Consider the following 21648-nt stretch of genomic DNA (forward strand, 5'->3'; position numbering starts at 1 on the left):
CCGTATACCGCAAATCAGAACGGAATGGGAACATAGCAAAAACGCAACACGTACACCGTGCTTTCTAAGGTTCTACGGTCCGTGCTTTCATCATATGTTCCCTCCGACAGGTAAGGATACTGCCGTATTCTAAAGGTAAAATCCCAACTTTATGGGCTAATTTTGCAAACTCCCTCAAGCTGCATTGACGTTACTGGCGCTCCCGGCATTCTATCTACATACGATTTTAACTGAGCACCTGAAGTTTTATTTACATAGACTTCATAGTCTATTCTTTGCTCACCTAATGCAGTTAGAAACTTTCGTGTCCAAGCAAATGAATATGCTTTTGGCGTTTCAGCCATTTTGGCCATGGTCTCAAGCGGCTCACGACTGTAATTCTTATCTACTACATCTGCGCTGGCCGATCCGGCGTAAAACTCAAATGTTTCATGGTCACAGGTGATTGTGATCTGTTTCGAAGGTTTCTGCGCGAGTGCGTTACCTGGGGCTCCCAAAGCTAGAAGCGCAGATATCGCCAGCCAATTCTTGCGCATTCTGAGATCCCCGCCTGAAACTAAAACGAAACCCATTGCTCACGGAGAAAGCTAGATGGCGCACAATGCTGGCCTCGTCTACTAGGCGCAATAGGGTTGCCCCATACACCATATGCGCCATAGCTTTTGCGCCTGGCGCATATGGTATAGGTTATGCGCCCATGACCCCCCCCTCCCCCAAGATCGCGCGCGTCTATCTGCGCGTCAGCACCGACGCGCAGGACTTGCGCCGACAGGATTCGATCGTCACCGACGCAAAGGCCGCAGGATACTATGTTGCGGCTGTCTATCGGGAGAAGGCATCGGGCGCGCGCGCTGATCGTCCCGAGCTGCTACGCATGATTGCCGATCTTCAACCCGGTGAAGTTGTCATTGCAGAAAAGATTGATCGGATCAGCCGCTTACCGCTGCCCGAAGCCGAGCAGCTGGTTGAGACAATTCGCGCGCGTGGCGCGCGCATAGCTGTTCCCGGCGTCGTGGACCTATCCGACCTCGCGGCCGATGCCGAAGGCATCGCCCGCATCGTTCTTGAATCTGTTCAGGACATGCTGTTGAAGATCGCGTTGCAGATGGCGCACGATGACTATGCCGATCGCCGCGAACGTCAGCGTCAGGGGATAGCCTTGGCGAAGGTGGAGGGGCGCAGCGGAGGCCGCAAAGGCGACTATGCGAAGCACGCTCGCATCGTCGCATTGCGCGAGGCGGGAAAGAGCATCGCCCAAACCGCAGAGCTTGCCGAATGCGACCGTAGCACCGTCAAGAGGGCGTGGGCCGCGCATCGAGCCTCCCAGGGGCCAAAGCAGGAATCCAGCCCCGCGAAAAAGCACCATGAGCGGAAACGCTGATCGCTCAAACTATCATGATCGCAGCCGGTGGCAGCTGCCACCGGCCACCCTTTTGCCGTGCAAGCGAAATGCCAACGCTCAAACGATCAACGGCCCTACAGCTGTAGTTTCCATATTCAACATTGCAGATCGAGGGCAGCGACGAGGGGAGGACCAAGGCCGGTGGCAGCTGCCACCACCGTCAGCACGAATTGCTGCATCTACTTGGCACGCTTCCTTTGGGCGTTACTGTCTGCCGGATACGAACTGCGCATCGCCACTAATGCGGGCAAGCAGAAAACCGGCCTTTGGCCTTGGGTTTCCACAAGTGGACCCTCCCATTTTCAGCTTGCCCGCGTGGCTCAGCTTCGCCGCAAAAAATCCGTCAGCAACGCTTATCCAAAGGAGACTACCATGCAGAACATCGCTGAATTTCGGATCATCGGTCGCGTTGGCAACGTCGAACGGACCGATAAGGTCACTCACGTTTCCGTCGCTGCGAACTACAATCGCAAGGATGGCGACGAGTGGAAGACCGACACGCTTTGGAACCGCGTCACGTTCTTCCGCCAGCTGGCGGAACGCGCTGGCGAGCTGGGCAAGGGCGACTTGGTGCATATCACCGGACGGGTGCGCCAGAGCAGTTACGAGAGCAACGGCGAAACCCGCTACTCGGTTGACCTGATCGCAGAGGGAATGGGTATTTTGGCGCGGGGCGGGGCCGAATAGCCCCAACTCCTCGCCAAACGACGGGCGGCCGCAGGGCCGCCCTTTTTTGTGGACACAAGTCCCCGCTAACCCTAATATGATTAGGGTTTAATTTTGCGAGGCGTTTTGTGGCTGCCAAATTGTTCAATCGTGTTGCGAGCTTGCGGGCCGCAGCTGGACTTACGCAAGCCGAGCTTGCGGCACAGATTCTTGTCTCGCCTGAGACAATCGCGGCCATTGAGAACGGTCGACAGGATGCAACCCTGCTAACGGCGTTGCGAATGTCGCGCGCGTTGCAAACCCAAGTGCCGAACATCTTTAGGGAGCAGCCTTTCCCTAAGTTGATCGGCTCCGATCGAGGCGAGAGCCGAACAGCTTAGGAGGCCGCTATGCGCCGACAGATTGCCAACAAACTTCGGCGTGCGTCCCGCGCGCTCAGGACTGCCATGAATATCGCATGGCTTATCCTGTTGCTTGCAATCGCGGCGATCCTCCTGACTGTGGTTCTCGCAGTCGGTGCCCTAGCCTATTTCGCGTTTGGCTGGTGGGGTGTGGCGGTATTCGCTGCCTTTGTCCTTGCGGCTTGCTTCGCCCCGGAGCCATCGCCTGAACCGACCGCCCCGCAAGGCGAGCGCAAGGGCCTCAATCTCAATGACGATCCGAACCCGTGGTATATGCAGAGCCAGTATCGGTTCCACCACGGCCCAACCAACAATCACCGTGGGAACTGGTAATGCGAACAATTGTCGTAACGAACGAGCGCGGTGGCATCGGTAAAACCACGCTAACTTGCCATATTGCGTGGCACCTTGCCGAGCAGGGAAAGCGCGTCGTGGTTCTTGACCTCGACAAGCAATGCCATAGCGCGGGGATGCTCAAAGCGGACTTCGAGCAGATAGGCCCGGTCCAGTCGATTCTTGATTTTGACCCCGCCGACGAACCCCCAGCGCTGGCGTGCTTCAAGAACACGCGCCAGATTGTTGAGCTAACTACGGATGGACCACAGCAAGGCCAGCACATCGGCGCATACGTTCGCGCCATTCGTGTCGGCCTTGCCAAGCACTACGATTATTGCGTGATCGACACGGCTCCGGCTTGGGATGGACGGAACCTTATGGCGTTGATCGCGTCCGACTATGTCGCGATTCCCTTAGACCCTGACAAAACCGCGCGACAGTCGCTCAACGAAATCTCGCAAAGCATCCATCTTGCAAACAAGGTGCGAGGGGAGGGTAACGGCACCCGGTTCGGGATCGTCTTCAATCGCGTTCAGGCGACCAGCGAAGTTTCGCGCCAGCTGATGGAGCGAATTGCGCAGGCGCTTCCTTTGCATGTGGTGCCGCATACCATCCCGCACCGTGAGCACATGCGCGAGGCGGCGCTACTCGAAATTCCTGTTTGGCGATTGGCGAAGGACACCAGGCGTAGCGCGCCAGTCGTGCGCGAGGTCGTTTCTTACATTGTCGATCAAGCTGAGCTGGAGGTCGCATGACGCCTTTAGCGGACTTCATCGAGCGTCTGGAAGGTGCCGGATTTATGATTGAGGTCGAGGACCATTCGATCGAGCGGCCAATTTGGCGGCTTGCGCTGGACGACCAAGATGGTGGGACGTGCATGTGGGGCATACCCATTTGGATCGGAGGCCGCTGGGACATTTTTCTCAGAACGACCTGCTCCGCCGTTCACTCTGATGAATGGTATCGCAATTTTCACACGACACTGGCGAAGGCGATTTGGCTTGAGGACGAAGCCGGGTCGAAGATTGCCGAGAGCACGTATTTGAAAGAAGGGGTACGGCATTGAGCAAGGCAGCAACCAAACCCGCGAAGAAGGGCTTCGCCGATTTCAACATGGACGATATGGATTTCTCCGCCGTCCCTGCAAACACTGAGTTCAAGGCCGCAGGACGGTTCCAGCGCTTGCCTATCGCTGACATTGATCCAGACCCTTCGCAGGTTCGTCGCGACTTTGACCAGTCCGAGATTGATGCGTTGGCGACGACGATCAAGGAGCGTGGGCTGTTGCAGCCAATCGTGGTCGCACCGACCCCAAATGGACGCTACATCATTCGATATGGCGAGCGCCGGTATCGCGCTTGTCGCCAGCTCGGTTTCGATCAAATCGACACCGTTCTCGATCAAGCCGATGATGAGCGCGACATTGGGTTGGATCAGTATCTTGAGAATGAGCAACGGCAAGAGCTTAGCCTGGCCGATCGCGTCCACTTCATTGCGGCGCGAGTAAGTGAAGAGCTTTCAACAAAGGATCTAGCTGCGCGAATTGCAAAGCCGCATTCGGAAGTGAAGCGGCTATATTCGCTTCGCACGTTGCCCGACGACATTCTTTCAGCGCTTGCAGGGTGCTCGCCCCGATCAGCTGTTGCCATCAAGCACGCCATGTCACTGGACGAAGAGGCGGCGCGCGGATTTCTGGCTGCGAACGAAAGTCCTACTGCCGCCGAGTGCGAGAAGTTTCTTGCCGGGCTTCAAGGTGGAACGGAAGGGGCAGGGGAGCCGCAGATCGCGCCCGTCACCTCCATGCCCGACCCGCAGGCAGAGGATGAGCAACGGGTGCCGGTGGCAGCTGCCACCAGCGCGCGCATTGGGCAAATGGAGCAGGGCGATCCGAACGAGCATAATGGCGATCGGGAAGGGCAGGGGCAGGCATCGAACCAAGATGCCATGCGGAGGCGTCGCGCGACCCGTCAGCCAAAGGAGGCGAATGACGCACCGGCCATCATCATTCAGGGCCGTCGCGGTATTGTCCTAAGCGGCCAGGTCACGGTTCAGTTCGACGGTGAGAGTGCACCCCAAGCCTTCGACTTTTGATAACATTTACCCGTCAACGGTTGTCCGTTTTCCGGCATCTTGGAAATTTGAAGCGGTGGCAATTGCCACCGCTTTCTTTTTTGGGGGGTAGGTATTTATGTATGGCAGGAATGGCGACATTGACGGTGTATGGATCGCGCCCGTTATCGCGCAGCTGATAATGACCTTGCCGGATGTCATCCGATTGCCTCCCGAAAAACTTTGTGCCTCAGCCGAACGGCGCGACGCCGCTCAGCACGCGGATGCCATGCGGGAATGGCGTGTTGGGAGCTTGCGGCTGCCCGTGAACCTCCACCGCCATCGACGCTTGTCCTAGCGATAGCAGCAGGCAGAAAAGCGTCGCGTTCTCGCCTTCGATCGCATCCAGCGGAAAAGGTTTGAGATAATCGAGTATCGCTGGCGCGCGCTCGACCATGACGTCGTAAAGGAGCATGATGTCTTCCATCGAAGCTTCGCAGCGCGCCTTGGTGCGCGCCTCGATGGTTCGCCCCGCCCAACGGTCCACCAGCGGCTCGAGATCCTTGAACCCGGCGGGCAGGGTGGTCGCGATCTTCGCGTCGGTCATGCCAGCGCCTCCCGCACGGTGCTCGCCTTCACCCATTTATCGAGGGTTGAATGGAGATGGCGAATGGCGACCTCATTTTCCTGCAGATACATGAAGCCCTTTGCGCGCGATTGCATGCCTTTCTGGGTACGGGCGACATTGGCCAGATCCTCGAGCAACACCTCGACGACCCGGCTGATGAAAAGCTCCTGCCGGAAGCGTTCGGCAACGGTCGCCGCAGGCGGCACGTAGAAGCGCGATTCATACCGCGTGGTCTTGTGCGACGTCGGCCAGAAATTATGTATCCAGAAACCGCCCGGCCCGAAGTCGATATGGACGTGCGGAAAGACATGGTAGACGTCCTGCGCCCAACTCGTCGATTTGGTGGGATTGACCGCCGGATGCTCGAGAAAGCTAACCAAGGCAGGATCGTTGCTGCACGAGGTCACGCTCGCGGTGCTATGCGTATCCTGCCCCAGCCGTTCGACCTTGTTCGATGGCTTGGCAGCATAATTTGCGTTGCCATAGGTCGATATCAGCCTGTGCGCGCCGAGCATCCGCGCATCGAGCATGTGCGCGAACGGGTTTTCGGGAGAGGCGTAGGTCGTCCCGATCGTCTCGGCGTGGATCACGGGGATGTGATAGGTCTCAATGAAGGCATCGCAGATCGCCTTCCAGTTGGCATCGATATCGACCTGGATGACGATCGGATGGCCTGCGGCGGGATATGGTATGCCCGCCATCAGGTCAGCGAGCGGACCCAGAAACTCTCGCAACGAAACCTGCGGCTCGGGCGACAGGTTGATGAAGACCCATCCTTCCCAGACCTCGGCTGCGATCGGGGTAAGTCCGCAGTTCTTCTTGTCGAAATTGAAGAAGGAGGACTCATCGGGCACGCCGACCAAGCTGCCGTCGTTCTTGTAGGTCCAATTGTGATAAGGACAGACGAACTTCCCGGCATTGCCTGATGGCTTGAGGACGACATGGCTGCCACGATGCGAGCAGACATTGTGGAAGGCCCGCACATGGCCTCCCTTGGAGCGCGTGATCAGGACATTCGCATCGCAGACATCGATGTCGCGGGTGACGAAGTCCCCCGCATTTGGGATTTCCTCCTCCCGGCCCAGCAGCAGCCAGGCGCGACGGAACACCTGCTCCTTTTCCCGCGCATAATGTTCGGGCGAGATATAGGATTCGACCGATACCGGGCCGGTCGACAAACCCGCTTCCACCGTCACGTTGGATGGCGATAACTTGAAAAGCTGCTCGTTCATGTCGACTTCCTCTCTGTCCGCTCTGCTCGCAATGGGTTATCAGTGTTGAGTTGCACTGAGAAGTGACCCGGGATTTTCATTGAGAAGTGACCCGGGTGGGCGTGGATGATGTACTGCCTGCGACGAGCAGGGTCAAGCGGGTGATTTGTCCTTTCTGGATTTTGGGGCGGCGGAACTGGCTCTGAAGCGGAAGCTGTCATTGCCGGTTTCAAGGATATGGCAATGATGCGTGAGGCGATCCAGCAGGGCGGTGGTCATTTTGGCATCGCCAAAGATACTGGACCACTCGCTGAAGCTCAGGTTGGTGGTGATAACAACGCTGGTCCGCTCATAGAGTTTGCTGAGCAGATGGAACAGCATGGCCCCGCCTGAAGGGCTGAAGGGTAGATATCCCAGCTCATCAAGGATGACGAGGTCGAGGCGCAACAGACGCTCGGCCAACTGGCCCGCTCTGTTTGCGGCCTTTTCCTGCTCCAACGCATTGACCAGATCGACGGTGGAGAAGAAGCGGATCTTTTTGCGGTGATGCTCAACCGCCTGGACGCCCAAAGCCGTCGCGATGTGGCTTTTGCCGGTGCCTGGTCCGCCGATCAGTACGACGTTGTCGGCGCTATCCATAAAGTCACCACGGTGAAGTTGACGCACGAGCGCCTCGTTGACCTCACTGACGGCAAAGTCGAAGCCTGCCAGATCCTTGTAGGCCGGGAACCGGGCTGCCTTGATCTGGTAAGCAATGGACCTGACCTCCCGCTCGGACATCTCCGCCTTGAGAAGCTGTGAGAGGATCGGAACGGCAGCATCAAAGGCTGGCGCGCCCTGCTCGATCAGATCACCAGCGGCTTGCGCCATGCCATACATTTTGAGGCCACGTAGCATGACAACCACAGCGGCGCTGGCCGGATCATGACGCATGGCGTAACGCCCTCAGCGTGTCGTAGCGTTCGACATCGGCAACAGGCTCCTGGGCGAGGCGCAGGGCCTGCGGGGCATCGATTGGGGATGCCGGTGGAGCCTTGCCATCGATCAGGCGGTGCAGAACATTGAGGATGTGGGTTTTGGTCGGCACCCCAGCTTCGAGGGCCAGTTCGACGGCGCTGAGCACAGCCTGTTCGTTATGCTGTAGAACAAGGGCGAGGATTTCGACCATCTCCCTGTCACCACCGAGCCGCTTGAGCAGATGCCCCTGCAGTTGCCGGAAGGCTTCGGGCATTTCGAGGAATGGCGCCCCATTGCGCAAAGCGCCAGGCTTGCGCTGAACAACTGCCAGATAGTGCCGCCAGTCATAGATCGTCTGCCCCGGCTTCTGGTGAGAACGGTCGATAATCCGGTTGTGCTCGCACAAGATTTGCCCCTCGGCCGCGATGACCAACCGATCAGGATAGACCCGCAGGCTCACTGGCCGGTTCGCAAAGGATGCAGGAACGCTATAGCGATTGCGCTCGAACGCGATCAGGCAGGTCGGCGACACGCGCTTGGTATGTTCGACAAAGCCATCGAAGGCCCGCCCCATCGGCATCAGGCTGATAATCTCAACGGCGTGCACATCGGCAACTGTGCCGGGGAGGACGCCATGCTGGATTTCTCCCCATTGTGCGATGCACCGCTCTTCCAACCAGGCATTGAGGGCATCAAGATCTGGGAAGTTGGGCATTGGCTGCCATAACCGTCGACGCGCATCCTGAACGTTTTTCTCGACCTGACCTTTCTCCCAGCCTGAGGCCGGATTGCAAAAATCCGTTTCGAACAGGTAGTGGCTGGCCATGGCAGCGAACCGCGCATTGACCTGTCGGACTTTGCCCTGGCCGATCCGGTCTACAGCCGTCTTCATATTGTCGAATATTCCACGCTGAGGCACGCCGCCCAGCACCCGGAAGGCCTGCGTCAGTGCGTCGAACAACATCTCGTGCGTTTGCAGCAGATAGGCTCGCGTGATGAACGCCCGACTGTGGGAGAGCTTGGTATGGGCCACCTGCAGCTTGGTAGGCCGGCCATTCAGAAGGGCGTAATCTTCACTCCAATCGAACTGAAAGGCCTCACCGGGCTGGAAGATCAGCGGTACGAATGTGCCGCGCCCACTGGTTTGCTTTTCATATTGGCGTTCGGTCTTCCACGAGCGGGCGAAGGCGGCAACACGGCTGTATGATCCCTCGTAGCCCAGCTTAACCAGATCTGCATGTAGCTGCTTGGCTGTTCGCTTCTGTTTGCGCGACTTGCCAGATTCCACCCGCAGCCACGTCGTCAGTTTTTCTGCAAACTGATCAAGCTTGCTCGGCCGTTTGGGAACCTTGAACGTCGGCTCCACCGCGTCATCGCGCAGATATTTGCGGATCGTGTTGCGCGATAATCCAGTCCGCCGCCGGATCTCGCGAATGGGGATGCCTTGCCGAAAATGCCAGCGGCGGATCACACTGAGTAGGTCCATGTCGATCACTCCGATGCCTCCTGACTGTCAGCCAGGGGCGAGGAAAACATGGGTCAATTCTCAGTGAAAACTTATAACCCTCCCGGGTCACTTCTCAGTGCAACTCAACAGCCAGACCTTCCTGGCAAGCATAATCCAGAGCCGCCTCGCGAAGGCGTGTCGTCTGCTCGGGTGAATTGACCGGTGCCGCGGAACCCAACTACCACTCCTGCTTCTGTCAATGTACGATCGTTCCCGATCGGCACTCGCTCACGATTGATGTCGAGATAGGGGCTTGCGCGGGTCTCGTAAAGTTTTTCGCCGAATTTTAAGCTCGGTGAGGCTGCGATTGCTTCTCGTAACAAAAATGCCGCGATTGAATCGTAACTGTACGGTCGTTCCGTTAACGACTCGATGGCCGCGTGGCTGTCAGCCCGAGGATTTGATGAGATGCTTTCCGATGCCGCCGGCGCGCCCTTCTCCATCGCGGTCGTGTCCGACACGCAAAATTATGTGAGTCATCGCAACCAGCGCGAAGGCGGCTTCCCCTTCGACACGCGCGAGATGCTGTACGATGTGATGGCCTATCTTGCGCGCAATGCCCGGAGCGCGGGCGGCGAGATCGCCTTCGTGTCAGGTCTTGGCGACAATTGGCAGCATCCGAGCATTGCGGAGCCCGACCAGCTCAGTCTCGACCGAGGCATGAGGGCGATCGGCAATCCGGTGATCGAGGATTTGCTCCCTGCATCGCCTGAACAGTTGCTCTCGATCGAGATGCCCGCCGCTCGCGCTGCCTGGAACATCATCGCCGATCGTTTGCCGTTCTGCGTGATCCCGGGAAATCACGATTATGATCATCTGTGGACGGACCACGAGTTTCCGGCGGAAATTGGCGGAGGTATCAAGGGCAACAAGGTCGAAGGGATTGGCGGCCTTCAGGTCTCGGGGCTCGCGAACTGGACGAACATATTCGGCGCCTCATCGCCGTTCTTCGATGGAAAGGCCTGGTACGTGTCATTCCATGACGAGGGATGCAGCTCGGCGCAGATCTTCAGCGCGGGCGGCTATCGCTTCCTTCATCTGGGCCTGGAAATGTGCCCGAATGAGGAGACGCTTGCCTGGGCTGACGGCGTCATCAATGCTTACCCCGGCCTTCCGACGATCGTCTCCATCCACGAGTTTCTCAATGAAGAAGGCGAGCGCGCGTCCATCGTCTATTTGGACATGACGCTGCGGGACAGCCGACGTTTTGGTCCGGCGCGGCTGTGGGAGCGCTTCATCTCGCGGCATGACCAGATCCTGATGACCCTCAATGGCCATTTCCACGGCGTGAGACACCGGATCGACCTCAACCAGCACGGGCACAAGGTTTACCAATTCCTGGTCAATTATCAGGGCCGCAAGCAGTCGCTCAAGGATACCGGCTCTTCCGCGAGAGTGATCGACGGCATCGGCGACGGGTGGCTGCGGCTGTTGCGGTTCGATCTCGCTGCGGCCATGCCGACCTTGTACCTTCGGGCTTATTCGACCCACTATAAGGGTTTTGCACCCGATCTGCCGCGCTACGCCGAATGGTATGGGAAAGAGCATCCCGACATGCCCGCTGAGGAATTCCTGCGCCTCGACGATATAGCCTTCGATCTGGAAGATTTTCGACAGCGCTTCGGGCCGCCGGGCGCCGCAGCTGACCCGTAAGCTGGTGCGATCGGATCGGTGAACCGGAGCGCTCGATCCTAGCGCGGTCACCGCAAACTGTACGATCGTTCCGCCCAATTTCACCGCAACGCAGTCGGCTTCCCGGCTGTCGCCCAATCACGTCGGCAGCCCGGGGGGCTCTGTTGCAAACATGGGGGACTGCCGAGCGGCGTCACCCTGTTGGGGGATCAGGCAGCATTGGCGAAATGCTGATTGAGCACGTCCATGGCCTCGGTCATGACCGAGGGGCCAATGCCAAATGATCTTTCGATCAGACGCACCTCTCCCCTGATCCCTGGCTGCAGGCACCATGCCCGGGCCTGCCCTTTGCGCAGGGCGCGCATGACCTCGAAGCCCTTGATCGTGGCATAGGCTGTCGGCATCGATTTGAAACCACGCACGGGCTTGATCAGCATCTTGAGCTTGCCATGATCGGCCTCGATCACGTTGTTCAGATATTTTACCTGCCGGTGTTCGGTTTCCTCGGCGAGCTTCCCTTCTCGTTTCAACTCGGCGATTGCGGCGCCGTAGCTTGGTGCCTTGTCGGTGTTGAGTTTCGTTGGCTTCTCCCAGTCCTTCAATCCGCGAAGGGCTTTGCCCAGAAAGCGCTTCGCGGCTTTGGCGCTGCGGGTCGACGAAAGGAAGAAGTCGATCGTGTCGCCCCGTTTGTCGACCGCCCGGTACAGGTAGGTCCATTTGCCCCGAACCCTGACGTAGGTCTCATCCAGACGCCAACTCGGATCAAAGCCCCGCCGCCAGAACCAGCGCAACCGCTTCTCCATCTCCGGCGCATAGCGCTGCACCCAGCGATAGATGGTCGTGTGATCGACATCGATGCCACGATCCGCCAGCATTTCCTCGAGATCACGGTAGCTGATGCCGTACCGGCAGTACCAGCGGACCGCCCATAGGATGACTTCTCCGGTAAAATGCCGCCCTTTGAAATCGTCCATCACAACCGACCTTACCAATCCAAGGGCCCAACCTTGGCAACCGCATCAGAGTTTGCAACAGAGCCAGGTGGCCAACGCTTTGGCGAAGGCGTCGGAGAAGGTCTGGAACGGCGTCATCGACCTGCACGATGAGGGCCTGCGCCGGCGCATGTTCGCCAAGTGGCCGATCGAGGAGGTATGGGGTATCGGCAAAGCTATGGCGAAGCGTTTGCACCCGCTCGGAATCCGCACGACGGCCGATCTCGCAGCGATGCACCCTGACATCGCTCGTGACGTCGGGACTGTCGTGCTTGAGCGCTTAGTGCGCGAGTTGAACGGCGTCGAATGCAGCGACTTCCAACCTGAGCCGGAAGCACTGAAGTCTACGGCGGTGACGCGCACGTTCGGAGATCCGGTCCACGATCGCGAGGTACTGCGTGAAGCGATGGTGCGAAGGGCGGTACGCGCGGCCGAGAAAATCCGCGCTCAAAAACTCCAGGCTTGCCGGATGATCGCATTCGCGCACGGAAGCCGGTTCAAGCCTAATGCACCTTCGGCCTCCAAGGTGGCACGGCTTTCGCCCTCGACCAACGATCCGCGCGTTATTGCCGGAACCGCAGCGCGCATGGCCGAAGCGATGTTCGAGCAGGGCGCGGTCTACACTAAATGCGGCGTAATGCTGGAAGGACTGGAGCCGGAATCCGGAGCGCAGCAGGACCTCTTTGCTGCGCCTGATCCCCGTTCGCCTGCTTTGCTGGCCGCGCTTGACGGCATCAACGACAGGTTCGGCCGTAATACCCTGCGCCTCGCCTCCGAAGGAATGGGCGCCAAATCTTACGACACCAAACGGACCTTCAAGAGCCCGTCATGGACCACGCGCATCGACCAGGTGCCCGTTGCGCGCTAAACGCTGCCCAAAGCGATCGGCTCATTGGGGGGCAAGCCAGATCAAAACCATCGTAAGTGACGCGCAAAAGAGGGAAAGCCATATCGCTTGTAAACGCTCGCGCTAAATGGCGGCGTTCTGATCGCGCTATTTGTCAGTTGCCGGGTCCGATGACGAGGCAATCGCGCGCGGCCTGAACGATGTCAGCGGTGACCTCCTCGACGCGGTTGAGGGTCATGATCCGCCGCATCTGCGCGAACAGGCGCTCCATGAGCCGGAAGTTGCCGCGCGTGATGCGGATCACGGCTGCCTGCGCTTCGATCGCGTCGAGTTGGGCCGGGTCGAAGCTGATCCCGAAATCGCCGGCGTGGGTCGCGAGCAGCAGCCGCATTTCGGTCTCGGTAAGCGGTTTGAACTCGTGGACGAAGCCGATCCGCGAGTTGAGCTGGGCATAGCGGGCGAGGCGCTTCTCCAAGCCCGGCATACCCATCAGGATCAGCCCGAAGCCGTGGCGATCGGCCATGTCGCGGAGATGTTCGAGCGACTTTATGGTCAGGCGGTCGGCCTCGTCGACGATGACGAGGGGGCAGGCGATGCGGGCGGCGTCATGGGTGATTTCGTCCTGCGAGCCGCCCGCGACCGTCAGCCGGGCATAGCCCAGCTTAATGAGGTTGAGGCCCAACACCGCGTCGATCGTCTTGGGCGTGTTGCTGACCGACACGGTGTAGAAGACGGCGCGGCAGCGAGCGACCTTTTCGCCAAGGAGCGCGGCAATGGGACGGAGCGCGGCATATTCCCCCAGGTCGGGGAAGCTGGAAAACTCGCGCGCCGATCGCGTCTTTCCGACGCCCGGCCGGCCATGACACACGCCGATATAGCGGTAGTGCGCGCAGGCTTCGGCAAACTCGACGAACCGGGCATGTTCGCGGGTCGCCAGGAACGGCTGCTCGACCAGGAACTCAATCGTCAGCGGCGTAGAGCCGGAGCCCTCGGTAGGTGGTGGGCCGGGAAGCCGTATCCTCTTGGTCGCCATCGAAGGTCTCCGTGGGGGCAGGCACCTGCTTGTCGCGCTCCTTCGCGCCGCGCCGGGCGCGCTGGATCGCGCGCAACGACGGGTGCCCAGCGTGCTCGGAGCTGAGCGCACGGCAGACGAACCGGCCCTGGTGGTAGACGTGGATCTCGGTCAGGTCGCGGGGGTCATAGACCGCCTCGACCTGCTCGCCGACGAAGGCCGCGAGCGTGGGTTCGACATAGCGCCTGCCCATCAGACGGATGCCGTCGCGCAGCACTTTACGGGGCTTGGGCACGTGCACGAGCAGCATGTCGAGCTGTTCAAGGCTGTCGGGCATTGCGGGCAGGAACCCGCCCTTCTGCCAGCGCGTGATCGGCGGTTCGCCGGTGCTGCCATGCGGGCGACGATGATAGACGCCGCACACGAACGCCTCGAAGCGGGCGCGCAGCTCGTCGAGCGTGAGCACTGGCGCCGACAGCGGCTTGCCCGCGATCAGGTGGCCGGGCAGGTCGGGCAGGAACATGTCGTTGATGGTGCGGAACAGCCGCTCGATCTTGCCGCGCCCGCGAGGACGCCCCGGCAGCGAATGGATGAGGCGGATTTTGAGGGCGATGCACGCCTGCTCGATATGCTCGGAGATGAAATCCGAGCCGTTGTCGACGTAAAGCTGTTCGGGAATGCCGCTGACGATCCATTCGGGATTGGGCTTGCGCCAGATCGCCTGCCGCAAGGCGAGCGCCGTGTTGAGGGCACTGGGGGCATCGAGGCTGAGGAAGTAACCGGCGATGGCTCGGCTGTGATCGTCAACGATGACGGTCAGCCAAGGACGCACCGGGGTTCCGGCATCATCGAGCACGAGAATGTCGAGAACGGTATGATCGGCCTGCCACATCTCGTTCGAGGTCGCGGCTTCGCGCCGATGCACTAGCTCGTGCTGGTCGCGGTAGACGGCCGGATCGGAGGCTGCGGCGATCTGGCTTGCCGGTATCGCCCTGACGACACGCGCGACGGCCGCATAGCTGGGGGTTCGGTGTCCATGCGCGATGGCGAGTTCCTGCACCTTTCGGTGAATGGCGGCGACCGGGGGTCGCGGGCGCTTGGTGGCGAGAGTGCGGGTCAGTTCGACCAGATGTTCCGGCAGGTGCAGCCTGCCCCGATCGTTGCGCGGCAGACGCGCGAGACCGGCAAGTCCTTCGGCACGGTAGCGCCCGAGCCAGCGCTGCAACGTCCGCTCGCTCAGCGTGCCGGTGCGGGCGAGGTCCGCGAGCGGGATGCCATCGGCGAGGTGCGGTTCAAGGACGCGGTAGCGCTCGATCGCCAGCGGCGGGACAAGCGCCGGATGCGTCACCGCCGACGGTCCGTGTCGCAGGTAAGGAAAACGGAGATTTGCCTGCCCATCGCCATGCGAGTCCGCTCGCGTTGCCAAACCGGCCTGTTCGACGTAAATCTACCCGGTAAAGAAAACTAGGGCAACATAGACCTGCCGATGACGACTTTCTTCCCAAACCGCGCCCGATCGGGGCGCCACCGGCCCTACGCATGAAAATCGGTTACGCCCGCGTATCGACCGCCGAGCAGAACCTGGACCTCCAGCGTGATGCGCTGAAGGCTGCCGGCTGCGAGAAGGTCATCACCGACAAGGCCTCCGGGGCGACTGCCGCTCGCCCTGGATTGGAAAAGGTGAAGGAGCTGCTTCGCGCCGGCGACACACTGGTGGTCTGGCGCCTCGACAGGCTCGGCCGCTCGCTCCGTGATCTGATCGGATGGATGACCTACCTCGACGAGGAAAAGGTCGGGCTGCTGAGCCTGCACGAGGCGATCGACACGACCACCACGTCGGGCAAGCTTACCTTCCACCTGTTCGGGGCATTGGCGGAGTTCGAGCGCAACCTGATCCGCGAGCGGACCCAGGCCGGTCTCACCGCAGCCCGCGCTCGCGGCAAGAAGGGTGGCCGGCCGGCCGCACTCGGCAAGGACAAGCGCGACCTGGCCGTCAGGCTCTACCACGAGAACACGATGCCGATCGCCAAGATTTGCTCGATGCTCGGCATCTCCAAGCCAACACTCTACGCCTATGTGCGATCGGCCGAGACCAAGCCGGTAGCCGCGTAGCGACGCTCGCCGACAAATAGCGCGATCAGAATGCCGCCACTTAGCGCGAGCGTTTACACACGAGGGCGGACGCTGTCGCAAATGTCTGTTGCTAATCAGCCGTGTTCCAATGCACATCTGCGACATGCTCCTCGGCTATGCGCGCGTATCTACCGACGATCAGGATCTCACGCTTCAAAAGACGGCACTGAAGGCGGCCGGATGCCGGCGGACATTCGAGGAGAAGGTGTCCGGCGCCAAGCGCGCCCGACCGGAACTCGACCGGATGCTGGAGCAGCTGCGCGACGACGACGTGGTTGTGGTCACCCGGCTCGATCGCCTAGCGCGGTCGACGCGCGACCTGCTCGACATCGCCGAGAAGCTGAACGAGGCGGGAGCGGGGCTGCGCTCGCTCGCCGAGCCCTGGGCCGACACGACCACGCCTGCGGGACGCATGGTGCTCACCGTGTTCGCCGGCATCGCGGAGTTCGAGCGCGAGCTGATCCACCAGCGTACCAGTTCCGGCCGCGCGGCAGCCATGGCGCGCGGCGTGAAGTTCGGGCGTAAGCCCAAGCTCACTCCGGACCAGATCGCGCTCGGACAGCGTCTCGTCGGCGAAGGCACATCGGTGCGCGAAGCGGCGAAGCTGCTGAAGTGTCATCATGCCACGCTCTATCGGGCGCTCAACCATCCGGCGCAGATGCCCGTACATCGCTCGACACGTTGATTGAGGAGTAGGATTTCGCCATGATCTTCGCGCTTCTACTAGCGGCAAGTTCGCCGAATTCCGCGCTGGAGGCGGAGCGGGCCTACTCGGAAGCTGTACTTGCCAGTGGCCGTCAGGCAGCGGCACGCAGTTTCGGTCCACAAAGCGACCCCTGGCCAATACAACATGCGCCCGAAACCGCGCGCTCTCCATCTGTGGCCAGCATGTTGCAAGCAGCCGAGAGTAGCCGAAGGTGGTGGCTCACAATGATGAGTGTCGAGAGCCATGCCGAGCGCAGACCCGAACTTGTCTTTCCGTCCTGTGATCCGAGCGGGTCGGCAGTTGTTATCGGCGGGCTGTACGATGGCGGAAATCGAGTTGGATCATATAAGACGCTTTGGCGGAACAGTGCTGAGGGGTGGCGCTGGGAAATCGACGACTATCGTCGGGATGGATCGAAGGCATTAGCGGCAGAAAGTTTACAAGCGATCGAACCTGAGTGCTCGGCAAAACTCACCAATGAACAGCTCCAAATCCAAGCCGTTAGCGATGCGAAAGAGATCGCGTCTGTTTTGCGACAGGAGCAGGCCGGCAAACAGGTCGACTGGTTGGCTGTTCCAAGACGAAGCGTGGCCGAAGACGTTATCTTTGTCGGCAACGATGGCCGACGCATCCGCAGGCTCCCCGCCAAGCTGCCCATTCGGCGCATAGCGGGTGCGTTATCGTCCGGAAGCAGTTACGATGAAACGCTACGGTGGAGTAGCCGCGTCCTGGACGGGTCTGCACAAGCCCATAGCTTTCAGATCACCCAGTGGCGCGGTCCCAAGAATGGATGGCAGATCGTCTACTACGAGCTCCGCGGGTGAAACATCACGAGAGGTGATCCGGTAACTTCCAACTCGTCCAACCTCACAAACCCACGAAACTTAATATACTTTGCGGCAACGCTCAGGCCTTTGTTGACCATTTGTTCCGACTGCCGCTGTCCATATGACAAACCTTGAGGTGCCCCCTTATTGAGGCGGTCTACCAGCCGCTCGAGCTCGGCTCGCGGTACCCGTGCGATGTCTGTGTCGGAGGGTAGGAAGCGCCGTATCCTGCCGTTGCTGTTCTCCACGCTGCCCTTCTGCCATGGCGCTGACGGCTGGCAGAAGTACGCGGCCATGCCCAGGCTCCCCCGTAGGCGCCCATACCCGGCAAACTCGGTGCCCCGGTCGAGTGTGATGGTGCGACGGAGGGAAGGGGGGAGGGCGCTGAGGTGGCGCTCGATGCCTTCCATGATGCCGGCCGAGTGACGGCTGCTGTTGGGCGTAAGCACGGTGAAGCGGCTGCGACGCTCAACCAGCGAGGTGAGGTTGGCCTTACCGTGATGCAGCTTGAACTCGATGAGGTCGCCTTCCCAATGCCCAAAGTCGGCCCGCTCAGCGATGTCTGGCGGTCGAGCCGCGATGGTGTGGGCGGGCGGGATGTTCAGGCCGCGTGGCTTGCGAGCGTAGCGACGTCGGCGTTTCCGTCTGCCGGTGGGCAGCAGGCGCGCGAGCTTGGCCGCCCGACCGTCAGGCCCATACACGAACTGGTAGATCGTCTCATGGCTTACCCGCAACGGCCCTGCGGTACGGTGCCGAAGGTAGCCGGCGATCTGCTCCGGCGACCAGGCGGCTTCCAGCCGATCGACGATGTAGCTGGCGAGTTCGGGATATCGGCTGATTTTCGCGGCCCTAAGCCGTCGCCCAACCGCCATCGATTGAGCAGTCAGCGGAAAGTACCCGCGGAACATCGGCTCTTCGTCGAACCGGTGATTGCGCTTCAGCTCGCGGTAGATCGTGGACGGGTGGCGCCCGAGCTCGGCCGCGGCCTGGCGCGGACTTCTACCGGCGCTTGTGAGCTGATACAGCTTGCGGCGTTCGTCGAGATCCAGATGCGTGTAGCTGCCCATGCGCAACCCTCCGCCGGGTGGAACCCGCACTTAAGCTGGGTTTTCGCACTTCGATCTAGAATGCACCCTTACAAACGCGTGTTGCCGCCAGTTAGAAAAGACACATTCTCCGCTAGATAGAAATGACACTCGCTTGTGGCAGCGGGGGCAGCGTGGAGCCCCCCAAACAGCGCAGCGCTGCCCCCGCTGAGGCGATCACCTCTTGGCTCTTGCGCCATCGGACCCGCTGCGCCAGCAGTGGGCCCGGTCACGCAAGGCGAATGTCCGAAGGTGGTGGTTATCAGAAGGGCAGCTTTGCGCCCTTGACGGTGTCTAGAAACGGCCGAGGCTGGTGAACGTCGCCCATGACATCAGTACGAGGGCTAGTAGGGCGCCGCAAAGGGCAAGCAGGCCATACACCACGTCATCGCGCTTGGAGGCGCGCATATCGACTACAATGCGTTGCCCACAATAGGCCAGGTTGCAGACCAGCAGGATCAGCGCCAGCAGGATGGTGATTAGGTTACCCATGCTCACCATCATCGCCAATCCGGGTGACGTCGGCAATTGGGCGCTAGCCGTCAGGCAGCTTTTCCGCCCGAAAGCAGTCGGTTCGGCCAAAGCGAGTTGAGCGCCATCTGAAAAGGCCATGCAGGCGCCAGCTCACCGAGCATATTCTCCTAGGCCGCGCGCTATAAGCTCCTCGTTTGACAGGCGAGGACCGCGCTTCAGCTTCGGTGTGCACAGCCGGCGACCGTCGATCTTGCCCGTGGCGGATGCAGCGGTTGCGAAGACCCCGACGGACCGGGAACTGCGCGCCGGCTCGTTGTTGTTGCGCTTGGGGTGGTGCGGCGCAGCTGCCTGGATAGCCTGAGCCATGGCGAGGGCGGCACCCAGGTGCTTGTTGTCGACGATAGCGGCCTGGTTCACCCGGCGCATCTTGTCGAACATGCGGTAGGGTAGCACGCGCTCGCCGTGGCGGATCTCGATGCGGCCGTCCGGGTACTCGCAGACATGCACGCGCTTGCGCGCCAGCGAGCGGGTGAGGGCCGTCGGCTCGAGAATGAACATTGCCTTGTTGAAGTGCAGCGCCAGAGAGGCGGTCACGGTCCGCTCCTCGCGCCACACCATCTCCGCCTCGACATTCTCATGCGCGGCCAGCGGGCGGTGCACGTCGCGCGGGTCCGCCGGGGCGCAGGCAAAGCGCGCATTGTGCCGGGCGACATAGGAGGGGAGGAAGGCGTTGGCGTCGTCGATGGAGGAGATGCCCGCCAGCCTCATGGCCTTTACGAGCCGGTCCTGCAGCGTGCCGTTGGCGCGCTCGACACGACCCTTGGCCTGCGGCGAGTTGGCGCAGATGATCTCGACGCCGAGTTTGTCGAGCGCCCGGCCGAGATGCGTCATGCCGTCGCTGTCGGCGGTCGCGTTGTTGTTCCGGAAGACGCTGTGCTTGTCCGAATAGAAAGCCACTGGCTTGCCGTGCCGCTCGAGGTAGCTGCGGGTCGCGCGCATATAGGAGAAGGCGCTCTCGCTCTCCGCCATCTCCAGGTGCATGAGCTCGCTGGTCGCGTCGTCGATGTAGACCAGCAACGTGCAGCGCGGGCCGCGGCCCTCGAACCAGTCATGGTCCGACCCGTCGACCTGAACCAGCTCGCCACGACACTCGCGCCGGTAACGTGATTGATGAAGCCGGGCCCGCTTCGCAGCCTTGGCCTTCCACACGCCCGCTGCCATCAGCATCTGCCGCAGCGTCTCGCGCGAGAGCGTGATCCCATGCTGCTCGGCCAGGTACTCACACGCCAGCGTTGGCCCGAAGTCGGCATAGCGCTCACGCACGATGGTGACGACACGCTCGCGGTATGCGTCATTGAACCGCCTGTTGCTCGGCCGCCCGCGCTTGCGGGACACAAGGCCGGCAGCGCCGTCGATCCTGACGCGGCCGAGCAGCCGGTAAATCTGCCGTGGGCAGAGGCTCAGCGATGCTGCCGCATCGCTGATGCGCAACTCGCCTCGCTCGACCCGCTGCAGAACATCAAACCGCGTCAGTTCGCTCTGGCTCATCGCAACCACCGTCATTAGCGCGCGCCCTCAACAGTGCGGGCGACATGCCATCCGTCGGCCGCGTTGACGTCGGCTGTGACATCTCTAACTTGCAGCCAGGTGACATTTGTACGTTGCGTCTACACCCTTACAAACGCGCAAGATCGATAATATATCTTATGTTAAATCAAAGACTTAGCTTATTTCCGGCATCGGTCTTGCAGAGACTGACGTGGCTTTTCCGCAGCTAAGGCTTGGCCAGTCAGTCGCGAATTAGCCGCGCCGTCGATCCCGCGCGCGAGCGTGTCGTGGATCTTCGTAAAGATCCTGCAGCGCGCGCAGCCGAAACGCGTTCCACCAGCGTTGCCAGCGATGCTCCTCGGCATCGTGGATCATGTGACATCGCTGGCATAGCGCGGCGAGGTTCCGCGGCGCGCTATTGCTCGGATCATGATCGAGGTGAGCACAGGCGAGCACGACATAGGTGATCCGCACGACGTCTAGCGCGAACAGGTCGCCGACGTTCACCCGCCGCCCCTCTCCCGATCGCCAGCATCGCGCTTCGCTATCCCACCAGCGCCCATCGCCCAGATGCGCGACGTGCCGAAGATGCGGTCGCCGGCAGCGTTCGCAGCGCCCTCCTGCCCGCACGAACCGGATCTGGTCCGACAGCAGCGGCCAGTCGATCGGGTACAGCCAGCGGTTTTCGGGGCGGATCGGCATCCATGACTCTATGAGTCATGCGAAATGAGAACAAAAGGAAAATCTCGTTCCCTTCATGTTCTTATCCAGCATATCATGCGCGCATGTCCGCGTGTGTGATTCCCCTGTCCCAACCGATGCCGATCGCCGATCTGCCGCCAGCGTTTCGCCTGAGGGTGGTGAGCGCGGCCGGCGCTGGCTTCCCCTCGCCTGCCCAGGACTGGGAGGAAACCGCGATCGATCTCGTGGCGCTGCTGCGCCTCGACCGCGCCGCCAGCTTCGTGTTCCGGGTCAGCGGACAGTCCATGATCGACGCTGGAATCTATGATGACGACGTGGTGGTGGTCGATCGCGACGCCACGCCGGTTAGCGGCCGCATCGTCATCGCCGTGGTCGACGGGGGCTTCGTGATCCGCCAGTTGGTCTGGCGCGACGGCAAGCCGGTCCTCGAGGCCCGCAACGCGCGGATGCGCTACGACGCGGTGATCGCGGATGAGAGTGTCGAAGTGTGGGGCGTCGTCCGCGCCTCCGTGCGCAACCTGCAGGGCTGACCG

General features: G+C 60.8%; 24 protein-coding genes and 1 pseudogene. 13 read left to right on the forward strand and 12 right to left on the reverse strand.

The window, feature by feature from the left end; all coding sequences use genetic code 11:
• Positions 1–149: 149 nt before the first annotated feature.
• On the reverse strand, positions 150–536 hold the full coding sequence (locus tag ACM61V_RS21190) for a hypothetical protein (RefSeq protein WP_198356795.1): 387 nt from the start codon (positions 534–536) through the stop codon (positions 150–152).
• A gap of 161 nt (positions 537–697) precedes the next feature.
• Here ACM61V_RS21190 and ACM61V_RS21195 point away from each other — a divergent pair, with 161 nt between their 5' ends.
• The 7 genes from ACM61V_RS21195 to ACM61V_RS21225 all read left to right on the forward strand — a co-directional run bounded on the left by ACM61V_RS21195 (position 698) and on the right by ACM61V_RS21225 (position 4896).
• On the forward strand, positions 698–1381 hold the full coding sequence (locus tag ACM61V_RS21195) for a recombinase family protein (RefSeq protein WP_066532672.1): 684 nt from the start codon (positions 698–700) through the stop codon (positions 1379–1381).
• 393 nt (positions 1382–1774) lie between these two features.
• Positions 1775–2089 carry a single-stranded DNA-binding protein gene (locus ACM61V_RS21200; RefSeq protein ID WP_066532670.1) on the forward strand — a complete coding sequence of 105 codons (315 nt, stop codon included), beginning with the start codon at positions 1775–1777 and terminating at the stop codon, positions 2087–2089.
• A gap of 107 nt (positions 2090–2196) precedes the next feature.
• A complete protein-coding gene (locus ACM61V_RS21205; protein ID WP_066532463.1) occupies positions 2197–2448 on the forward strand; it encodes a helix-turn-helix transcriptional regulator in 252 nt (83 codons plus the stop codon).
• A 66-nt stretch (positions 2449–2514) separates the two neighbouring features.
• Positions 2515–2802 carry a hypothetical protein gene (locus tag ACM61V_RS21210; protein ID WP_198356794.1) on the forward strand — a complete coding sequence of 96 codons (288 nt, stop codon included), beginning with the start codon at positions 2515–2517 and terminating at the stop codon, positions 2800–2802.
• The gene (locus ACM61V_RS21215; RefSeq protein ID WP_198356793.1) at positions 2802–3560 is read left to right on the forward strand and encodes a ParA family protein; all 759 of its coding nucleotides are present in this window, start codon (positions 2802–2804) and stop codon (positions 3558–3560) included. Before ACM61V_RS21210 ends, ACM61V_RS21215 begins: the two co-directional genes overlap by 1 nt.
• On the forward strand, positions 3557–3871 hold the full coding sequence (locus ACM61V_RS21220) for a hypothetical protein (RefSeq protein WP_198356792.1): 315 nt from the start codon (positions 3557–3559) through the stop codon (positions 3869–3871). Before ACM61V_RS21215 ends, ACM61V_RS21220 begins: the two co-directional genes overlap by 4 nt.
• Positions 3868–4896: a ParB/RepB/Spo0J family partition protein gene (locus ACM61V_RS21225; protein ID WP_198356791.1), complete on the forward strand. Its 1029-nt coding sequence runs from the start codon at positions 3868–3870 to the stop codon at positions 4894–4896. Before ACM61V_RS21220 ends, ACM61V_RS21225 begins: the two co-directional genes overlap by 4 nt.
• A gap of 208 nt (positions 4897–5104) precedes the next feature.
• Here ACM61V_RS21225 and ACM61V_RS21230 read toward each other — a convergent pair whose 3' ends face one another.
• The 4 genes from ACM61V_RS21230 to istA all read right to left on the reverse strand — a co-directional run bounded on the left by ACM61V_RS21230 (position 5105) and on the right by istA (position 9136).
• Positions 5105–5461 carry a hypothetical protein gene (locus ACM61V_RS21230; RefSeq protein WP_086486214.1) on the reverse strand — a complete coding sequence of 119 codons (357 nt, stop codon included), beginning with the start codon at positions 5459–5461 and terminating at the stop codon, positions 5105–5107.
• Positions 5458–6714 (reverse strand): aromatic ring-hydroxylating oxygenase subunit alpha, encoded by a 1257-nt coding sequence (locus ACM61V_RS21235; protein ID WP_419714696.1) that lies wholly within the window; start codon positions 6712–6714, stop codon positions 5458–5460. Before ACM61V_RS21235 ends, ACM61V_RS21230 begins: the two co-directional genes overlap by 4 nt.
• A 132-nt stretch (positions 6715–6846) precedes the next feature.
• Entirely contained in the window at positions 6847–7626 is a 780-nt protein-coding gene (gene istB, locus ACM61V_RS21240) for an IS21-like element ISRsp3 family helper ATPase IstB (RefSeq protein ID WP_006955904.1), read from the reverse strand.
• On the reverse strand, positions 7616–9136 hold the full coding sequence (gene istA / locus ACM61V_RS21245; protein ID WP_032490240.1) for an IS21-like element ISRsp3 family transposase: 1521 nt from the start codon (positions 9134–9136) through the stop codon (positions 7616–7618). Before istA ends, istB begins: the two co-directional genes overlap by 11 nt.
• Positions 9137–9565: 429 nt before the next feature.
• Here istA and ACM61V_RS21250 point away from each other — a divergent pair, with 429 nt between their 5' ends.
• Entirely contained in the window at positions 9566–10810 is a 1245-nt protein-coding gene (locus ACM61V_RS21250) for a serine/threonine protein phosphatase (RefSeq protein WP_419714697.1), read from the forward strand.
• Positions 10811–10998: 188 nt separating this feature from the next.
• Here ACM61V_RS21250 and ACM61V_RS21255 read toward each other — a convergent pair whose 3' ends face one another.
• Complete coding sequence (locus ACM61V_RS21255) at positions 10999–11763, reverse strand: IS6 family transposase (RefSeq protein ID WP_066522521.1); 765 nt, start codon at positions 11761–11763, stop codon at positions 10999–11001.
• Positions 11764–11824: 61 nt separating this feature from the next.
• On the opposite strand from ACM61V_RS21255, the pseudogene ACM61V_RS21260 reads away from it, so the two are divergent.
• A pseudogene (locus tag ACM61V_RS21260) lies at positions 11825–12649 on the forward strand (DUF4113 domain-containing protein); the annotation flags it as partial.
• Positions 12650–12782: 133 nt separating this feature from the next.
• Here the strand turns inward: ACM61V_RS21260 and ACM61V_RS21265 are convergent.
• Both ACM61V_RS21265 and ACM61V_RS21270 read right to left on the reverse strand, forming a co-directional pair.
• On the reverse strand, positions 12783–13661 hold the full coding sequence (locus ACM61V_RS21265) for an AAA family ATPase (protein WP_419714698.1): 879 nt from the start codon (positions 13659–13661) through the stop codon (positions 12783–12785).
• Positions 13588–14988 (reverse strand): Mu transposase C-terminal domain-containing protein, encoded by a 1401-nt coding sequence (locus tag ACM61V_RS21270; RefSeq protein WP_004212864.1) that lies wholly within the window; start codon positions 14986–14988, stop codon positions 13588–13590. Before ACM61V_RS21270 ends, ACM61V_RS21265 begins: the two co-directional genes overlap by 74 nt.
• Before the next feature lie 191 nt (positions 14989–15179).
• Between ACM61V_RS21270 and ACM61V_RS21275 the strand changes: the two genes are divergently transcribed.
• From ACM61V_RS21275 to ACM61V_RS21285, 3 genes are all read left to right on the forward strand, one after another.
• The gene (locus ACM61V_RS21275; protein WP_007407197.1) at positions 15180–15752 is read left to right on the forward strand and encodes a recombinase family protein; all 573 of its coding nucleotides are present in this window, start codon (positions 15180–15182) and stop codon (positions 15750–15752) included.
• A 124-nt stretch (positions 15753–15876) separates the two neighbouring features.
• A complete protein-coding gene (locus tag ACM61V_RS21280; protein WP_007406331.1) occupies positions 15877–16458 on the forward strand; it encodes a recombinase family protein in 582 nt (193 codons plus the stop codon).
• A 20-nt stretch (positions 16459–16478) separates the two neighbouring features.
• Positions 16479–17303 (forward strand): hypothetical protein, encoded by an 825-nt coding sequence (locus ACM61V_RS21285; protein ID WP_126014483.1) that lies wholly within the window; start codon positions 16479–16481, stop codon positions 17301–17303.
• On the opposite strand, the gene ACM61V_RS21290 is transcribed toward ACM61V_RS21285, so the two are convergent.
• From ACM61V_RS21290 to ACM61V_RS21305, 4 genes are all read right to left on the reverse strand, one after another.
• A complete protein-coding gene (locus ACM61V_RS21290; RefSeq protein WP_419714699.1) occupies positions 17285–18373 on the reverse strand; it encodes an IS30 family transposase in 1089 nt (362 codons plus the stop codon). The two genes, ACM61V_RS21285 and ACM61V_RS21290, sit on opposite strands and share 19 nt — an antisense overlap.
• Positions 18374–18685: 312 nt before the next feature.
• Positions 18686–18883 carry a hypothetical protein gene (locus ACM61V_RS21295; protein ID WP_419714700.1) on the reverse strand — a complete coding sequence of 66 codons (198 nt, stop codon included), beginning with the start codon at positions 18881–18883 and terminating at the stop codon, positions 18686–18688.
• A gap of 132 nt (positions 18884–19015) precedes the next feature.
• Entirely contained in the window at positions 19016–20428 is a 1413-nt protein-coding gene (locus ACM61V_RS21300) for an ISNCY family transposase (RefSeq protein ID WP_419714701.1), read from the reverse strand.
• Between the two features lie 237 nt (positions 20429–20665).
• Complete coding sequence (locus ACM61V_RS21305; RefSeq protein WP_419714702.1) at positions 20666–21115, reverse strand: hypothetical protein; 450 nt, start codon at positions 21113–21115, stop codon at positions 20666–20668.
• Between the two features lie 116 nt (positions 21116–21231).
• On the opposite strand from ACM61V_RS21305, the gene ACM61V_RS21310 reads away from it, so the two are divergent.
• Entirely contained in the window at positions 21232–21645 is a 414-nt protein-coding gene (locus ACM61V_RS21310) for a LexA family protein (RefSeq protein ID WP_007406310.1), read from the forward strand.
• The last annotated feature ends 3 nt before the right edge of the window (positions 21646–21648 follow it).

It is taken from the genome of Sphingomonas sp. TX0543 (assembly GCF_048565505.1).
GTDB lineage: Bacteria > Pseudomonadota > Alphaproteobacteria > Sphingomonadales > Sphingomonadaceae > Sphingomonas.

Bases quoted from the DNA above. Each gene is read 5' to 3' on its own strand.
- ACM61V_RS21305 (WP_419714702.1), bottom strand. From the start codon at position 21,115: ATGCCGATCCGCCCCGAAAACCGCTGGCTGTACCCGATCGACTGGCCG.
- ACM61V_RS21210 (WP_198356794.1), top strand. From the start codon at position 2,515: ATGAATATCGCATGGCTTATCCTGTTGCTTGCAATCGCGGCGATCCTC.
- ACM61V_RS21255 (WP_066522521.1), bottom strand. From the start codon at position 11,763: ATGGACGATTTCAAAGGGCGGCATTTTACCGGAGAAGTCATCCTATGG.
- ACM61V_RS21215 (WP_198356793.1), top strand. From the start codon at position 2,802: ATGCGAACAATTGTCGTAACGAACGAGCGCGGTGGCATCGGTAAAACC.
- ACM61V_RS21275 (WP_007407197.1), top strand. From the start codon at position 15,180: ATGAAAATCGGTTACGCCCGCGTATCGACCGCCGAGCAGAACCTGGAC.
- ACM61V_RS21250 (WP_419714697.1), top strand. From the start codon at position 9,566: ATGCTTTCCGATGCCGCCGGCGCGCCCTTCTCCATCGCGGTCGTGTCC.
- ACM61V_RS21190 (WP_198356795.1), bottom strand. From the start codon at position 536: ATGCGCAAGAATTGGCTGGCGATATCTGCGCTTCTAGCTTTGGGAGCC.
- ACM61V_RS21310 (WP_007406310.1), top strand. From the start codon at position 21,232: ATGCCGATCGCCGATCTGCCGCCAGCGTTTCGCCTGAGGGTGGTGAGC.
- ACM61V_RS21295 (WP_419714700.1), bottom strand. From the start codon at position 18,883: ATGGGTAACCTAATCACCATCCTGCTGGCGCTGATCCTGCTGGTCTGC.
- ACM61V_RS21195 (WP_066532672.1), top strand. From the start codon at position 698: ATGACCCCCCCCTCCCCCAAGATCGCGCGCGTCTATCTGCGCGTCAGC.
- istB (WP_006955904.1), bottom strand. From the start codon at position 7,626: ATGCGTCATGATCCGGCCAGCGCCGCTGTGGTTGTCATGCTACGTGGC.
- ACM61V_RS21200 (WP_066532670.1), top strand. From the start codon at position 1,775: ATGCAGAACATCGCTGAATTTCGGATCATCGGTCGCGTTGGCAACGTC.
- ACM61V_RS21300 (WP_419714701.1), bottom strand. From the start codon at position 20,428: ATGACGGTGGTTGCGATGAGCCAGAGCGAACTGACGCGGTTTGATGTT.
- ACM61V_RS21290 (WP_419714699.1), bottom strand. From the start codon at position 18,373: ATGGGCAGCTACACGCATCTGGATCTCGACGAACGCCGCAAGCTGTAT.
- ACM61V_RS21280 (WP_007406331.1), top strand. From the start codon at position 15,877: ATGCTCCTCGGCTATGCGCGCGTATCTACCGACGATCAGGATCTCACG.
- ACM61V_RS21235 (WP_419714696.1), bottom strand. From the start codon at position 6,714: ATGAACGAGCAGCTTTTCAAGTTATCGCCATCCAACGTGACGGTGGAA.
- ACM61V_RS21220 (WP_198356792.1), top strand. From the start codon at position 3,557: ATGACGCCTTTAGCGGACTTCATCGAGCGTCTGGAAGGTGCCGGATTT.
- ACM61V_RS21285 (WP_126014483.1), top strand. From the start codon at position 16,479: ATGATCTTCGCGCTTCTACTAGCGGCAAGTTCGCCGAATTCCGCGCTG.
- ACM61V_RS21230 (WP_086486214.1), bottom strand. From the start codon at position 5,461: ATGACCGACGCGAAGATCGCGACCACCCTGCCCGCCGGGTTCAAGGAT.
- ACM61V_RS21265 (WP_419714698.1), bottom strand. From the start codon at position 13,661: ATGGCGACCAAGAGGATACGGCTTCCCGGCCCACCACCTACCGAGGGC.
- istA (WP_032490240.1), bottom strand. From the start codon at position 9,136: ATGGACCTACTCAGTGTGATCCGCCGCTGGCATTTTCGGCAAGGCATC.